Origin of the sequence: Cellulomonas sp. URHE0023 (assembly GCF_000688475.1) — a bacterium.
Classification (GTDB): domain Bacteria; phylum Actinomycetota; class Actinomycetes; order Actinomycetales; family Cellulomonadaceae; genus Cellulomonas.
The window spans coordinates 302,525-316,842 of the sequence record NZ_JIAN01000006.1; the positions used below are offsets into that span (position 1 = coordinate 302,525).

Below are 14,318 nucleotides of genomic sequence, written 5' to 3' on the forward strand. Positions count from 1 at the left end.
AGTACGCATCCGGGAATTACACCCTGGCAATTCACGCGCGCGCTTTCCAGGCGGGATTCGGTGGGCTACCGTCATTTTCTGTCACTCCTGTCACTCAGGAAACTTTCGTTAACTTCTGTCACACGAGGTGCCCTCCATGTCCCAGTCCGCTGCAGCCCGCTCCGTCGGGCTCCGCCGCGCCGCCACCAGTACGGGCGCGCTCGCGCTGGTCGCGGCTGCAGCGACGGCCACGGCTGGAGCCGCCAGTGCCGACCAGCAGTACACGGTCCGGTCTGGCGACACCGTCAGCCACATCGCGACCCGTAACGGCAGCACGGTGAGTGCCATCGCCCGTGCGAACGCGCTGGCGGACGTCTCCCGCATCCGCATCGGCCAGGTCCTCACCATCCCGACGGGTGCGGCCGCCAGCTCGCAGCCGGTCGCCGCGGCCGCTGCGCCGGTTGTCGTTGCGCAGCCCGTGGGCTACAGCGTGGTGTCGGGCGACACCGTCGGCCGTATCGCGGCGAAGTACGGCACGACCGTTCGGTCGATCGTCGAGGCGAACGGTCTGAACGCGCGTGCGACGATCCGCATCGGACAGTCGCTGACCATTCCCGGCGCGGCTGCGGCACAGGCTCCGGTCGCCGTCGCGGCACCAGCCGCCGCCAGCTCGACCGCCTACGTGGTTCGGTCCGGGGACACCGTGTCGTCGGTCGCGAAGAAGATCGGTTCCTCGATCGACGCGATCGTCGCGGCCAACGGTCTCGACGCGCGCGCCCGGATACGCATCGGGCAGACGCTCACCGTCCCTGTGGCCGCGACAGCGCCGACGTCGGCCGGCGTCGGCAACACCTTCGCGGGCCGCACGTACTCGGACCCGGTCGTCGCCGCGGCCAACGCGAACCTGGCGACGTTGAGCGGCACGGCAACGCCGTCCAAGGCGCAGATGCAGGCCAAGATCGCCGCCGCAGCCACCGCCATGGGTGTCGATCCCGCGCTCGCCCAGGCTGTTGCGTTCCAGGAGTCGGGCTTCAACCACGCGGTCGTCTCGCCGGCGAACGCCATCGGGGCCATGCAGGTCATCCCGAGCTCCGGCGTCTGGGCGTCCGAGCTCGTCGGCCGCCAGCTGAACCTCGTCGACCCTGACGACAACGTCGTCGCCGGCGTCGCCATCCTGCGCTCGCTCGTCAACAGCGCGCCCGACCTGCCGACGGCGATCGCCGGTTACTACCAGGGCGCGACGTCCGTGAAGCGCAATGGCATGTTCGCCGACACGCGTCGGTACGTCGCGAACGTGCAGACCCACATGACGCGCTTCCGCTGAGAGCGGGACCTTCGCCCGTAGACTCCTGCGCGTGGGAGCAACCGTCATCGATCCGCTCGTCGGCCGCCTGGTCGACAGTCGGTACGAAGTCGTGTCCCGCATCGCCCGTGGCGGCATGGCCACCGTGTACCTCGCGGTCGACCGACGCCTCGACCGGGACGTCGCGCTCAAGGTCATGCACGCGCACCTGGCCGAAGGCGCGTCCGGCTCCGACTTCGTGGCTCGTTTCCGTCGTGAGGCGCGCACCGCTGCGCGACTGACGCACCCTGGCCTCGTCGCCGTGTACGACCAGGGCGTCGACGGCGAGACCAGCTACCTGACGATGGAGTACATCGACGGCTCGAACCTGCGCCGCTACCTCGGAGAGCGCGGCGCCCTCACGGTGGGCGACGCGCTTCGGATCGGCGAGAGCGTCCTGGACGCGCTCGCGACCGCACACCGCGGCGAGCTCGTGCACCGAGACATCAAGCCCGAGAACGTCCTGCTCGCCACCGACGGACGGGTCAAGCTCGCCGACTTCGGCCTGGCGCGTGCCGTCACCGAGGTCACCGCGACCACCACCGGAACCGTCCTGGGCACCGTTGCCTACCTGGCGCCCGAGCTCGTCACACGGGGCCTCAGCGACGCGCGGACCGACGTCTACGCCTGCGGCATCTTGCTGTTCGAGATGCTGACCGGGCGCCAGCCGTTCACGGGCGAGACACCGATCCAGGTCGCATTCCAGCACGTCAACAACGACATCCCTGCACCCTCGGAGCTCGTCAGCTGGCTGCCCATCGAGATCGACGACGTGGTTCGTTCCCTCGCCGCACGCGACCCGTCCGACCGCCCTCTCGACGCGGGCGCAGCCCTCACCCTCTTGCGCCGCACGCGCCTCGCACTGGACGAGGACACGCTCGCACGTCGCGCCGACGTCCCGCCCTCGATCGTCCTACCTGCAGCGACCGACCCCGACGAGACCGACCTCGGCCCGGAGCAGACACCGGCCGTCGACGGCGGGGCCGAGAGCACGTCCGGCGAGCTCGTCGTCGCTGACCAGGCAGAGACCACGCGGCTGGAGCCGGATGCGCGTGGTGCGACCGTCGCCCTCCCGATCGGTCTGGGGGTCAGCGCGGCGGAGCTCGCGTCCGGCGGGGTGCCGCCGCAGGCTCGGAAGCGACACCCGCTCCGCTGGATCGTCGTCATCGGTGTGCTCGCCGCCCTCGTCGGCGGCGGCCTGTGGTGGTACGGCGAGTACGGTCCGGGCGCGTACACGACAGTCCCGACGATCGTCCGGCAGGACGAGGCGCACGCGACCCAGATCCTCGAGACCGCCGGTCTGGTCCCCAAGCCCACCAAGGACTTCAGCTCGACGGCCCCGGTGAACGAGGTCTTCTCGACGGAGCCCGGAGAAGGCAGCCGGATCCGCAAGGGTGCGGCAGTCGCGTTCGTCGTCTCCAAGGGTCCTGACCTGGTCGTCACCCCGGGCGGGGTCGTCGGGGGGTGGCAGGCCGACTCGGAGAAGGTCCTCAAGGACGCAGGCCTCGCCGTGGCCTACACGGACCCAGCCAACGACGACGCGGTCAGCGTGGGGAAGGTGGTCAGCGCCAAGCTGCCGGACGGGTCAGACCTCGTCCCTGACGCGCAGATCGCCCGGAACACGCTCGTCACGCTCACGATCTCGGACGGTCCTGCAGAGGTGACCATCACCTCGGTCGTGAACCTGACGGTCGAGGACGCCACCAAGCTGGTCGCGGCGGACGCCCTGACGCTCGCACCCACCGAGGTGTTCAGCGACAGCGTGCCGAGCGGGCTGATCATCGACCAGTCCCCCGCGTCCGGTTCCCCGGGCCACCGGACCGACACGATCTCCGTGAACGTCTCGAAGGGCCCGGAGCTGTTCCCGGTCCCGGACGTGAACCACCAGGGTGTGGAGGCGGCGACGAAGGCCCTCACCGATGCCGGCTTCGAGGTCAAGACGAAGAAGGCGACCGCGTACTTCGGTCTGGGGTTCGTCGTCGGTCAGAACCCTGCCGGTGGCGAGATGGCCCCCAAGGGCGCGGTCGTCACGCTGTCGATCACGTAGCGCGACGCCGTCCATCACCTGGCGCGCGGCGGGGACTGCGCCCCGAGACGCGCCAGGTGACGAACTCAGCCGGCTGCCCGCAGGAGCTCGACCACCTGGAACGCCATCTCCAGGGACTGCTGGTGGTTCAGGCGCGGGTCGACGAGCGTCTCGTAACGTCGGGCGAGGCCTTCGTCGTCGATCTCCTCGGTGCCCCCGAGGACCTCGGTCACGTCATCTCCGGTGAGCTCGATGTGCAGCCCGCCAGGGACGGTCCCCAGGGCGCGGTGCACCTCGAAGAAGCCGGCGACCTCGTCCATGACATCGGAGAACCGGCGCGTCTTGTACCCGCTCGCGGACGTGATCCCGTTGCCGTGCATCGGGTCGCACACCCAGGTGACGGGGCGACCGTCGGCGGTCACCTTCTCGACGAGCGCGGGGAGCAGGTCGCGGACCTTGCCGGCGCCCATGCGCGTGATGAAGGTGATGCGCCCAGCCTCACCGCTCGGGTTCAGCTTGTCGATGAGTGCCAGGGCGTCGTCACCGGTCGTCGTGGGTCCGAGCTTGATGCCCAGCGGGTTCTGCACGCGCGAGAAGTAGTCGACGTGCGCTCCGTCCAGCTGGCGCGTCCGCTCCCCGATCCAGACGAAGTGCCCGGAACAGTCGTACGGCAGACCGGTGCGCGAGTCGATCCGGGTGAGGGGTCGCTCGTAGTCGAGCAGTAGGCCCTCGTGGCTCGAGAAGAACTCGACCGTGCGCAACGCGTCGAAGTCCGCACCGCACGCCGCCATGAAGCGGATGGCGCGGTCGATCTCCGCGGCGATCTCCTCGTAGCGGGAGTACGCGGGGTTCGCCATGAAACCCCGGTTCCACTCGTGGACGCGCAGCAGCGACGCGAAGCCACCCGTGGTGAACGCACGGATGAGGTTCAGCGTCGACGAGGACGTGTGGTACGCCTCGAGCAACCGCTGCGGGTCCGGCGTGCGCGCCTCAGGGGTGAACGCGAAGCCGTTGATGATGTCGCCCCGGAAGGCGGGGAGCGTGACGCCGTCACGGGTCTCGGAGTCCGACGAGCGAGGCTTGGCGTACTGCCCGGCCATCCGACCCATCTTGATGACGGGGAGGCTCGCGCCGTAGGTCAGGACGACAGCCATCTGCAGAATCGTCTTGATCTTGTTGCGGATGTTGTCGGCCGTAGCCTCGTTGAAGGTCTCGGCGCAGTCGCCGCCCTGCAGCAGGAACGCCTCGCCTCGGCCGGCAGCGGCCAGCTGGGAGCGAAGAGCGTCCGCCTCGCCCGCGAACACCAGCGGCGGGACGGTGGCGAGCTTCGCCGTGACTGCCTCGAGAGCTGCGGCGTCAGGCCACTGGGGCTGCTGCACCGGTGACATGGAGCGCCACGTGTCGAGCCCCGCAACGACCTGCGGGTCAGGGTCGACGGTCATGCGTGGCTCGCCGGGACAAGGTCCTGCCCGATGTCCGAGAGCAGCTCGCCGAACCAGGGCTGCGACACGTCGAACGCCTTCCCCCCCGCGATGCGCGGGAACTCGATCGCGCGCAGCACGTCGCCCTGCTCCTCGTCGTGCCCGATCACGCCAGACTCGCCCCGCAGTGCGCACTCGACGGCCAGGTCCGTCATGGACTTGATGAGGCGCAGGTCCTCGGCGTTCGCGGCGGCAGCGCGCGAGTAGTAGCCGGACTTCTGCACCATGACCTTCTCGGCGCCCAGCTTCTCGGCGAACTGCTTGGCGAACCACTGCCCCGGGTTGATCGTGTCCAGGCGCACGTGCCCGAACGCATCACGCAGCACCTCGGTCCCGGCGGACTCCAGCTGCTCCACGATCTCGTGCATGCCGGCACCCTCGGACAGGAAGATGTTGACGTTCCCCTGCGTGTCCATGACCTGCTTGAGGCGCTTGGCCTCGGCATCGATGTCGAGCGCCAGCTCGGGCAGGAAGACGGCGTGGATGTCCCAGCGCTCACGCGTCAGACCGATCCCCGGGACCCACTCCTGCGCGTCCAGCCACTTGCGGTAGTCAGCGGCTGCGGCGGCCGTGAGCCACCCGCAGTGCCGGCCCATCACCTCGTGCACGATGAGCATGCGCGGGCCCGAGCGGTGCTCGCCGATGATGTTCGCCGCGAAGCCGGCGGCCTCCTCGGCCGCGGTCCAGGCGCCCAGCGACTGCTTGATGGGCACCACGTCGTTGTCGATCGTCTTGGGCAGGCCGACGACCGTCAGCTCGTAGCCGTTGTCGTGCAGGTAGGCCGCCAGGTCGGCCGCGGTGGTGTTCGTGTCGTCGCCGCCGATGGTGTGCAGCACGTCGACGCCGTCAGCCTTGAGCCGCTCTGCCGCAACCTTCAGCGGGTCCTCGCCCTCCTTCACCAGACCGCGCTTCACGCAGTCCGCGGCGTTGGTGAGCTTCACCCGCGAGTTGCCGATAGGCGAGCCGCCGAACTTGTGCAGGATGCCGGCCTTCGCGCGCACCTCGTCGTCGATGACGATCTTGTCGCCGCGAAGCAGACCGTAGTAGCCGTGCTCGTACGCGATGATCTCGATGTCGGGCGCGACATCCGTGTAGCGCTCGATCAGCCCGCCCACTGCGGACGACAGGCACGGAGCGAAGCCGCCTGCGGTGAGGAGAGCGACGCGACGAACCGACATGAGACACACCTCTCGTTGGTACCTGTGGCGCAGCTCCCCGCAGGGATCGCCAGGACGACGCCCACGCGGGCGCACGGACGGCTCGACGCCGACCGGGTCATCCTACTGACGTGTCGGACTCGCCCTCGGGCGGGACCGGAACCTGGACGTCGGGGACGGGGCGGCCCCCCGGTGCGGAGGGCAGGTGGTCGGCGGCGTCGCCTGCAACCGCCGGATGCCCCGTCGCGATGCGGGCCTTCTGCGTCGCCGCGTACACGTCGACGTACTCCTGCCCGGACAGCGCCATGATCGCGTACATGATCTCGTCCGTGACCGAACGCAGGATGAACCGGTCGTTCTCCATGCCCTGGTAGCGGCTGAAGTCGAGCGGCTCCCCCACGACGATCCCGATGCGCATCACCTTGGGGATACGGCGGCCAGGCGGCTGCGCGACGTCGGTACCGACCATCGCGATCGGGACGACCGGAGCGCCGGACTCCAGGGCGAGGCGCGCGATACCGGTCTTTCCCCGGTAGAGGCGGCCGTCCGGACTGCGTGTGCCCTCGGGATAGATACCGAACAGGTCCCCTTCGCTGAGGCGGCGCAGGCCGGTACGCAGTGCCGCCTCGCTTGCCTTGCCGCCACCACGGTCGACGGGGATCGTGCCGACACCGCGCATGAACCCCGCGGTGAGGCGGCCCTTGATGCCCGCACCCGTGAAGTACTCCTGCTTGCCGATGAAGACCAGCTCACGGTCGAGGACCAGCGGGAGGAAGAACGAGTCGATGACCGCCAGGTGGTTGCTCGCGAGGATCGCAGCGCCCTCCTCGGGCACGTTCTCGACGCCGCGCACCCACGGGCGGTAGACCAGGTGCAGCAGCGGACCGACGAACACCCGCTTCATCAACCAGTAGAACAACGGTTCACCTCTCGACCCGACCCACGGACTGTGCGCTCACTCGAGCCAGAGCTCGCACGTGCTGACCTCCACGTGCCACGCCGACCGCTGGGGACGACTCTAGAGTGCTCTCATGGCACCTCGCCCCGACGACCCTGACGACGGAGTCCCTCCGCAGGGCGCCGACGTCCCCGACGGGACCGATCCACCGTCCGACGAGGACGTCTGGAACGGCATCGTGGCACGGCTCTCCGACGTCGGCGGCTCGGACGGGACGGCACCTGCCGAGCCGGAGGACGTCTCGCCGCTCGACTTCCCTGTGGCGCCGTGGGTCGCAGAGAGCCGCGTGGTGCGTCCGGCACGGGACGACTCCGGACGCGACTGGGACGCGACCGCCCAGTTCGACGAGGCCGAGGCGACCGTGGACGCCGAGGAGCACTTCGTCCCCCCGGATCCGGGACCCGTCCTGGGCGGGGACCCGCTGCTGACGATGGCGTGGTTCGCCGCAGCCGGCATGCCGATCTTCCTGCTGATCGTGCTCATCGCCTGGCCACAGGCGCCACCGGCGCTGGTTCAGGCGGCCGGCGTCGTCTTCGTCCTGGGAGTCGGGGTGCTGCTCTGGCGCATGCCGAACCGACGGGATCCTGAGGACGACGACACGGGCGCCATCGTCTGACGTCGCCCGTACCTCAGACGCGCGCAAGATCCGCAGCGCCGACCAAGCCTGCGTCGTTGCCCATCGAAGCCACGACGAGCGCGGCCTCCGGCCGGTGGCCGCGAGCGGAGAGCTGCTCGGCGAACCCTCGACGGGCCGGAACCAGCAGGAGGTCCCCCGCGGCGGCCACGCCGCCACCGACGACGATCAGCGCCGGGTCGAGCAGCGCGGTCGCCGACGCCGCGCCCTCGCCGACCCATCTGCCGAGCTCGGCGAGCAGCTCGACCGCCAGCGGGTCGCCTTCCTGGGCAGCCTGGGTGACGTGCGGACCGATGAGTCGGTCCACGTCGCCGCCCGCGAGCTCGAGCAACCGGGTCGCCCGGTCGGGATCGATGATGACGGTCGCCTGGGCGTCACGCACGAGCGCACTCCCGGAGGCGTACTGCTCCCAGCAGCCCTCGTGCCCGCAGCCGCAGTAGTGCCCGCCGGGCACGACGCGCATGTGGCCGATCTCGGCAGCAACGCCCCAGGCGCCGCGCACGAGCTTGCCGTCGGTGACGATGGCACCCCCGAGGCCGGTACCGACGGTGAGCATCAGCATGTCGTCGACGTCGCGACCGGCGCCGAACCGGAACTCCGCCCACCCGGCGGCGTTCGCGTCGTTCTCCACGACGATCCGGACGTCATCACGCACGAGGGCGGCGACCCGGTCTCGCAGCGGGTAGTCACGCCACGCGATGTTGGGAGCGAAGAGCACGGAGGAACGGTCGGCCGAGACGAATCCGGCTGCCGCCAGACCCATCGCGTCGACCTCGAACGACTGGCTGAGCTCGGCATACACGTCCGCGATGGCCTTGTCGATGCCCGCAGCGTCGTCAGGTGACGTGTCGCGTCGGGTCTGCGCGAGGATCACGCCGTCGTCGTCGACCACGCCGGCGGCGATCTTCGTCCCACCGATGTCCACACCAATGGCGTGCATGTTTCCGTATGCTCCTACGCGCTCGTACTGTGCTCGCTACCGTCCGGTGCGGTGCCCCACGCTAGCCGCCCGCACGCGGTCGGCGCGCACACGTCCGACCGATGTCCGCTACGGCGACGCGAGCGTACCCAACCTGCCCGGACGACTCCCGAGCGTCCCGTATCCTCATCGCACACTTCGCCACTGTCACTGGAGCCAGCATGGACGAGTTCCACACTCCCCTGCGTATCGAGGTCGAACCCTCGAACAACCTGAACGACCTTCTCGCCGAGCGCGTCGCGGCAACGCCCGACCGTGTGGTCGTCGAGCACAAGGCGCAGCGGGGCGGTCCCTGGATCCCGCTCACGGCGCAGGAGTTCGACGCCGAGATCGTCGCAGTCGCCAAGGGCCTGGTCGCCCGTGGGATCGAGCCCGGCGACCGCGTCGGGATCATGTCGCACACCCGCTACGAGTGGTCGCTGCTCGACTGGGCGGTGTGGGCCGTCGGCGCCGTGCCCGTGCCGCTGTACGAGACGTCGTCGTCCGAGCAGGTCCTGTGGATCCTGACCGACGCCGACGTCTCCGTCCTGATCGTCGAGACCGCTGCACACGCGGCCACGGTCGAGGAGGTCCGGGCGGACGCCCCGACGCTGCGCGAGGTCCTGCAGCTCGACGACGGGGCGATCGAGACCATCCTTGCCGGCGGCGAGTCCGTCTCCGACGAGGAGGTCGCCAGACGCCGCGGCCTCGCCGTGCTGTCCGACATCGCCACGGTGATCTACACCTCGGGCACGACAGGTCGGCCCAAGGGCGTGGAGCTGACGCACGGCAACTTCTACGAGCTCACGGTCAACGCCGTCGCCGAGCTGAACGAGGTCGTCGGCTACCCCGGCGCCCGGACGCTGCTCTTCATGCCGCTGGCCCACGTGTTCGCCCGGTTCATCGAGGTCCTCTGCATCCCCGCCGGTGCGGTTCTCGGCCACACACCGGACACGACCACGCTCATCGAGGACCTCGCGTCCTTCAAGCCGACGTTCATCCTTGCCGTGCCCCGGGTGTTCGAGAAGGTGTACAACTCGGCCGAGCAGAAGGCCGCGCAGGGCGGGAAGAGCGCGATCTTCCAGCGCGCCGCGAAGACCTCGATCGTCTACTCCCGTGCGCTGGACACCCCGCAGGGGCCGAGCCTGTGGCTGAAGCTCCAGCACAAGGTCGCCGACGTCTTGGTGCTCAAGCGCTTGCGCGCGGCCCTGGGCGGCAACGCGCGCTTCGCGATCTCGGGCGGAGCCCCGCTCGGCGAGCGCCTCGGCCACTTCTACCGCGGCCTCGGGCTGAACGTCCTGGAGGGCTACGGCCTGACAGAGACGACGGCACCGGCCACGGTGAACCGTCCGGGCAAGGGCACCAAGATCGGCACGGTCGGCATCCCGTTGCCGGGCACGACTGTGCGCATCGCTGCCGACGGCGAGATCGAGGTCAAGGGCATCCCCGTGTTCCGCGGGTACCACGCCAACGACATCGCGACGCAGGAGTCGCTCGAGAACGGCTGGTTCCGTACGGGCGACCTGGGCTCGCTCGACGACGAGGGATACCTGCGGATCACCGGCCGGAAGAAGGAGATCATCGTGACGGCGGGCGGCAAGAACGTCGCTCCCGCCGTGCTCGAGGACCGCCTCAGGGCGCACCCCCTCATCAGCCAGGTCGTCGTGGTCGGCGACCAGCGACCGTTCATCGGCGCGCTGATCACCCTCGACCCCGAGGGCGTTCCCGGTTGGCTGGCGGCACACGGCAAGCCCGAGATGAGCGTCGCCGACGCGGCCACCGACCCGGACGTGCTGGAGTCGCTCGACCACGCCGTCGAGAAGGCCAACAAGGCCGTCTCCCGCGCCGAGTCGGTGCGCAAGTACCGGATCCTCAGCCAGGACCTCACGATCGCGAACGGCTACCTGACGCCCAAGCTGAGCATCCGTCGCGCTCAGGTGCTCAAGGACTTCGCCGGAGAGGTAGACGCTCTGTACGCGTCGCCCGCGGGCGACTGAGCGTCAGATCGCCTGCACCATCCTCAGGGGTGGCACCAGACCGCAGGCTGCGAGCACCTCGATCGCCTTCTGCTCGCCGGCGTCGAGCGGCGATGGCGAGCGCGAGCGCACGGGGATGGTCAGGAACGTCACCACGCAGTCGGCGCACCCGGCGCCGCGCTCGGTACAGGTGTCGCAGTCGATGATCATGGTTCGGACGCTAGCGATCACCACCGACAGCCGGTCTCAGAGGCGCTGCAGGCGCGCGACCAGCGTGCTCGACGGGACGACCCAGGCACCGGCCGCCTCGACGTCCCGCACGACCTCCTGGTCGCTCGTGACGACGACGAGGACCCGGCCCGGCGGCTCGGCGTGCACGAGCCTGCGGATCAGGTCGTCAGCGATCTCTCCGACCGCGAACAGGACCCGGACCCCTCGGGCCTGCACGCCGGTCGCGCCCTGGCCTTCCTGCCCGTCGAAGCACACGGTCACCTCGGCGCCCGTGCGGGCCGCGACGCCGCCCAGCCCTTCGACGAGGCGGCGTCGCTGCTCAGCGAGCGTGAGGTCCCCGAAACCGCTCTTCGAGACGTTGTAGCCGTCGACGAGCAGGTGCGCCCACGGCTGGCGGAGCAGCTCGTCGAGCAGGGCGGGATCGTCGACCGTGCGTCCGCGTGAGCCGGGTCGCGCAGGCACGGGGCTCCCGGCGGCGGGCCCGACGAGATCGGCGGGCCGCTCCCCCGCGGGTGGCAGCGCGAGCTCCGAGCGCAAGCCGCTCGCGGCGTCGACGATGGTGTCGAGGAGCAGCCGCACTCGCGCGTCGGCGAGCTTGCGGGCGGCACGGAGCTCGGCGCGCGCGGCAGTGCGTTCCGCTGCTGACGCACGCCGTTCGTCGAGCGCCGACTGCATGGCTTCGGCGGCACGGGACTGCGCGAGCTCGGCGGCGTCGAGGAGCCCTCGAGCCTCCTCCGCCGCCTTGCGTCCCTCGCTGCGGGCGCGGTCAGCGTCGGATCGCAGCCGGCGCAGCTCACGCTGCAGAGCAGTCAGCTGCTCCTGCGCAGCCCGGGCCTCCTGAGTCGCTACCGCCAGCTCGGCGCGCAGATGCTCCATGTCGGCCTGCGACCGGACCACGCTCGCGCGCAGCCGTCCGACCTCACCGTCATCCGGTGACGCCGTCGCGAGCGGCACGAGCGTCCGCCAGGCGGTCACACCCAGGAGCCAGGCACCCGCTGCGGCCTGCACCGAGGGCTCCGGTTCGGCGTCGACGACGTCGGCGGCGAGCTCCGGGTTCGTCTGCGCCCACACCCGGGCGACACTGCTCCGGAAACCGTCCTCCTGCACGAGAGCGTTCCACAGGGGGCCAGCGCCGGCGGATGCCCGGCGGCGCGGCGCGAACCGGTGCACCGACCGCAGCGACGACGGGACCTCGACGGTCTCGAACGTGCCGAGCGCGTCCGAGGCCGCCTGCACGAGCACCGAGCGTACGGCGGGCGGCACGTCGGCCCGGTCGTCGGGGACGATCGCGGCGTCCTCGCGGTCGGTGCCCGTCATCCCAGCACCCTAGGCGGCCTGCCACTCACCGGTGCGGCGCACGAGCCGTGTCGGTGACCGTCTGTAGCGTCCGCACCATGTCGTCCGCCCGCCGCCTGCGCCCCGTGTGGGCGGATGCGACCCCGGAACCCGGAGCGACACCCCACCAGCCCACCCTGGACGACCTCGGCACACCGTTGTCGGACGTCACGTTCGTCGTGGTCGACCTGGAGACGACCGGCGGTACGCCTGCGGACTGCGCGATCACCGAGATCGGTGCCGTCAAGGTGCGCGGCGGCGAGGTGCTCGGCGAGTTCCAGACCCTCGTCGACCCCGGCGGACCGGTTCCTCCGTTCATCCAGGTGCTCACGGGCATCACGACGACGATGCTCATCGGTGCGCCGCCGATCGAGGAGGTTCTCCCGAGCTTTCTGGAGTTCTCCCGCGGCACCGTGCTGGTCGCACACAACGCACCGTTCGACATCGGTTTCCTCAAGGCCGCGGCCGCACGCACGGGACACGCCTGGCCCGGCAACAAGGTGCTCGACACCGTTCGGCTCGCACGCCGGGTCGTCACGCGCGACGAGGTCCCGAACCACAAGCTGTCGTCGCTCGCCGCGCTGTTCCACGCGACCGTGACGCCCAACCACCGGGCTCTCGCCGACGCCCAGGCGACGGTCGACGTCCTGCATGCCCTCCTGGGCAGGCTCGCCCCGCTGGGGATCACACACCTTGAGGACCTCGCCACAGCGACGGACCCTGTGCCCGAGGACGTGCGTCGCAAACGCACCCTCGCCGACGGCTTGCCGGACGGCCCGGGCGTCTACCTGTTCCGCGGACCGGGCGACGAGGTGCTGTACGTCGGAACGTCGACGACCTCGTTGCGCAAGCGGGTGCGCAGCTACTTCACCTCGGCGGAGAAGCGCGGCCGGATGATCGAGATGGTGCGCATCGCGCACCGGGTCGACCCCATCTCGTGTGCCACACCGCTGGAGGCTCGCGTGCGCGAGCTGCGCCTCATCGCCGCACACTCCCCGAGGTACAACAGGCGATCTCGGTTTCCCGAGCGCATGCCCTGGGTGCGCCTGACCGCTGAGCCCTACCCGCGCCTGTCGGTGGTGCGTGAGGTCAAGGCCGGCGACGGCGCGACGTACATCGGCCCGTTCGCGTCCGCCACCACCGCACAGCTCGCCCTCGAGGCGCTGCACGAGACCTTCCCGATCCGACAGTGCACCCGGCGCCTCCCGGTCGTGGCCCCCGCCGGCGCGTCCGCGTGCGTGCTGGCGGAGATGGGTCGGTGCAGCGCGCCCTGCGTCGGTGACGCCCCGGAGTACGCGGGGGTGGTCGAGGCGGTACGGCACGCGATGCTCGACAACGCCGACCCTGTCGTCGGCGCGCACGCCCACCGCATCGACGCCCTGGTCGACCAGGAGCGCTTCGAGGAGGCTGCCACGGTGCGGGACAGGTTGGGCGCCTTCCTGCGGGGAGCGGCTCGTGCACAGCGTTTCGCACCGCTCGCGGCCTGCTCCGAGCTGGTCGCGGCTCGCAGGACGGACGACGGTGGGTGGGAGCTCGTCCTCGTGCGGTTCGGCCGGCTCGCCGGTACGGCCCGCGTCGACAGGCGCACCGACCCCCGACCAGCGATCGCCACCCTGCAGGCGTCTGGCGAGCACGTGGACGCGGCTGTCGCCCCGGCGCCGGCGGCCCACCCCGAGGAGACCGACCTGGTCATCACCTGGCTCGACCAGCCCGGCGTGCGCCTCGTGGAGGTTTCCAGCACCTGGGCCCACCCTGTGCGCTCGGCGCAGCGCCTGCGCGACCCGGCGGCCGCGGTCGCGACGGCGCTTCGACCGGTCGAGCCCTTCGAGGTCCACCCGGTCGAAGCTCGCGGCGAGCGGCCGCCGGTCGTCCTGACCGGCGCGCTCGACGACGCCGACGCGCGGGTGCTGCCCACCACCAGCGTCCGGCAGCCCCGCACGGCATGATGGCGGGCATGCTCACCGCCATCGTGCTCATCGACTCGGACGCCGCACGGATCCCGGAGGTCGCCGCCGCGATCGCCGACATCACGGGCGTCAGCGAGGTGTACTCCGTCACCGGCGAGGTGGACCTCGTCGCCATGGTCCGCGTTCGCGAGCACGACGATCTCGCCGACGTGATCGCCGACAAGATCAGCAAGGTCGATGGAGTCCTGCGCACCCAGACGTACATCGCGTTCCGGACGTACAGCCAGCACGACCTGGAGCAGGCGTTCTCCCTCGGGCTCGAGTGACTCAGGCC

12 protein-coding genes are annotated in these 14,318 nt (G+C 70.5%); 6 read left to right on the forward strand and 6 right to left on the reverse strand.

All coding sequences use genetic code 11. The features are described 5' to 3' along the window. Positions 1–136: 136 nt before the first annotated feature. Both N553_RS0110675 and pknB read left to right on the forward strand, forming a co-directional pair. Complete coding sequence (locus N553_RS0110675) at positions 137–1,303, forward strand: LysM peptidoglycan-binding domain-containing protein (RefSeq protein ID WP_028046506.1); 1,167 nt, start codon at positions 137–139, stop codon at positions 1,301–1,303. A 31-nt stretch (positions 1,304–1,334) separates the two neighbouring features. Beyond that, positions 1,335–3,368, forward strand: a complete 2,034-nt coding sequence (pknB, locus tag N553_RS0110680) for a Stk1 family PASTA domain-containing Ser/Thr kinase (protein WP_028046507.1) — start codon at positions 1,335–1,337, stop codon at positions 3,366–3,368. Between the two features lie 65 nt (positions 3,369–3,433). Here the strand turns inward: pknB and N553_RS0110685 are convergent, their stop codons facing one another. From N553_RS0110685 to N553_RS0110695, 3 genes are all read right to left on the reverse strand, one after another. Further along, positions 3,434–4,789, reverse strand: coding sequence for a class II 3-deoxy-7-phosphoheptulonate synthase (locus tag N553_RS0110685; protein ID WP_028046508.1), 1,356 nt, complete (start codon positions 4,787–4,789; stop codon positions 3,434–3,436). Then, positions 4,786–6,006, reverse strand: a complete 1,221-nt coding sequence (locus tag N553_RS0110690) for a pyrophosphate--fructose-6-phosphate 1-phosphotransferase (RefSeq protein WP_028046509.1) — start codon at positions 6,004–6,006, stop codon at positions 4,786–4,788. Before N553_RS0110690 ends, N553_RS0110685 begins: the two co-directional genes overlap by 4 nt. Positions 6,007–6,103: 97 nt before the next feature. Next, positions 6,104–6,904, reverse strand: a complete 801-nt coding sequence (locus N553_RS0110695; RefSeq protein ID WP_028046510.1) for a 1-acyl-sn-glycerol-3-phosphate acyltransferase — start codon at positions 6,902–6,904, stop codon at positions 6,104–6,106. A gap of 112 nt (positions 6,905–7,016) precedes the next feature. Here N553_RS0110695 and N553_RS24280 point away from each other — a divergent pair, with 112 nt between their 5' ends. Further along, a complete protein-coding gene (locus N553_RS24280) occupies positions 7,017–7,559 on the forward strand; it encodes a hypothetical protein (RefSeq protein ID WP_051640071.1) in 543 nt (180 codons plus the stop codon). Between the two features lie 13 nt (positions 7,560–7,572). Here N553_RS24280 and N553_RS0110705 read toward each other — a convergent pair whose 3' ends face one another. Next, the gene (locus tag N553_RS0110705) at positions 7,573–8,517 is read right to left on the reverse strand and encodes an ROK family glucokinase (RefSeq protein ID WP_028046511.1); all 945 of its coding nucleotides are present in this window, start codon (positions 8,515–8,517) and stop codon (positions 7,573–7,575) included. Positions 8,518–8,717: 200 nt separating this feature from the next. Between N553_RS0110705 and N553_RS0110710 the strand changes: the two genes are divergently transcribed. Then, positions 8,718–10,532, forward strand: a complete 1,815-nt coding sequence (locus tag N553_RS0110710) for a long-chain fatty acid--CoA ligase (RefSeq protein ID WP_028046512.1) — start codon at positions 8,718–8,720, stop codon at positions 10,530–10,532. Between the two features lie 3 nt (positions 10,533–10,535). Here the strand turns inward: N553_RS0110710 and N553_RS0110715 are convergent, their stop codons facing one another. Continuing rightward, positions 10,536–10,721 (reverse strand): hypothetical protein, encoded by a 186-nt coding sequence (locus tag N553_RS0110715; protein ID WP_028046513.1) that lies wholly within the window; start codon positions 10,719–10,721, stop codon positions 10,536–10,538. A 36-nt stretch (positions 10,722–10,757) separates the two neighbouring features. After that, positions 10,758–12,059, reverse strand: coding sequence for an NYN domain-containing protein (locus tag N553_RS0110720; RefSeq protein ID WP_034621776.1), 1,302 nt, complete (start codon positions 12,057–12,059; stop codon positions 10,758–10,760). Between the two features lie 77 nt (positions 12,060–12,136). Between N553_RS0110720 and N553_RS22250 the strand changes: the two genes are divergently transcribed. Both N553_RS22250 and N553_RS0110730 read left to right on the forward strand, forming a co-directional pair. Next, on the forward strand, positions 12,137–14,023 hold the full coding sequence (locus N553_RS22250; RefSeq protein WP_081844510.1) for a DEDD exonuclease domain-containing protein: 1,887 nt from the start codon (positions 12,137–12,139) through the stop codon (positions 14,021–14,023). Between the two features lie 8 nt (positions 14,024–14,031). Continuing rightward, complete coding sequence (locus tag N553_RS0110730; RefSeq protein WP_028046515.1) at positions 14,032–14,310, forward strand: Lrp/AsnC family transcriptional regulator; 279 nt, start codon at positions 14,032–14,034, stop codon at positions 14,308–14,310. Positions 14,311–14,318: the final 8 nt, after the last annotated feature.

Coding starts and splice junctions, on each gene's coding strand:
- N553_RS24280 (WP_051640071.1), top strand. CDS start 7,017: ATGGCACCTCGCCCCGACGACCCTGACGACGGAGTCCCTCCGCAGGGC.
- N553_RS0110685 (WP_028046508.1), bottom strand. CDS start 4,789: ATGACCGTCGACCCTGACCCGCAGGTCGTTGCGGGGCTCGACACGTGG.
- N553_RS0110710 (WP_028046512.1), top strand. CDS start 8,718: ATGGACGAGTTCCACACTCCCCTGCGTATCGAGGTCGAACCCTCGAAC.
- N553_RS0110675 (WP_028046506.1), top strand. CDS start 137: ATGTCCCAGTCCGCTGCAGCCCGCTCCGTCGGGCTCCGCCGCGCCGCC.
- N553_RS0110720 (WP_034621776.1), bottom strand. CDS start 12,059: ATGACGGGCACCGACCGCGAGGACGCCGCGATCGTCCCCGACGACCGG.
- N553_RS0110705 (WP_028046511.1), bottom strand. CDS start 8,517: ATGCACGCCATTGGTGTGGACATCGGTGGGACGAAGATCGCCGCCGGC.
- N553_RS0110690 (WP_028046509.1), bottom strand. CDS start 6,006: ATGTCGGTTCGTCGCGTCGCTCTCCTCACCGCAGGCGGCTTCGCTCCG.
- N553_RS0110730 (WP_028046515.1), top strand. CDS start 14,032: ATGCTCACCGCCATCGTGCTCATCGACTCGGACGCCGCACGGATCCCG.
- N553_RS22250 (WP_081844510.1), top strand. CDS start 12,137: ATGTCGTCCGCCCGCCGCCTGCGCCCCGTGTGGGCGGATGCGACCCCG.
- N553_RS0110715 (WP_028046513.1), bottom strand. CDS start 10,721: ATGATCATCGACTGCGACACCTGTACCGAGCGCGGCGCCGGGTGCGCC.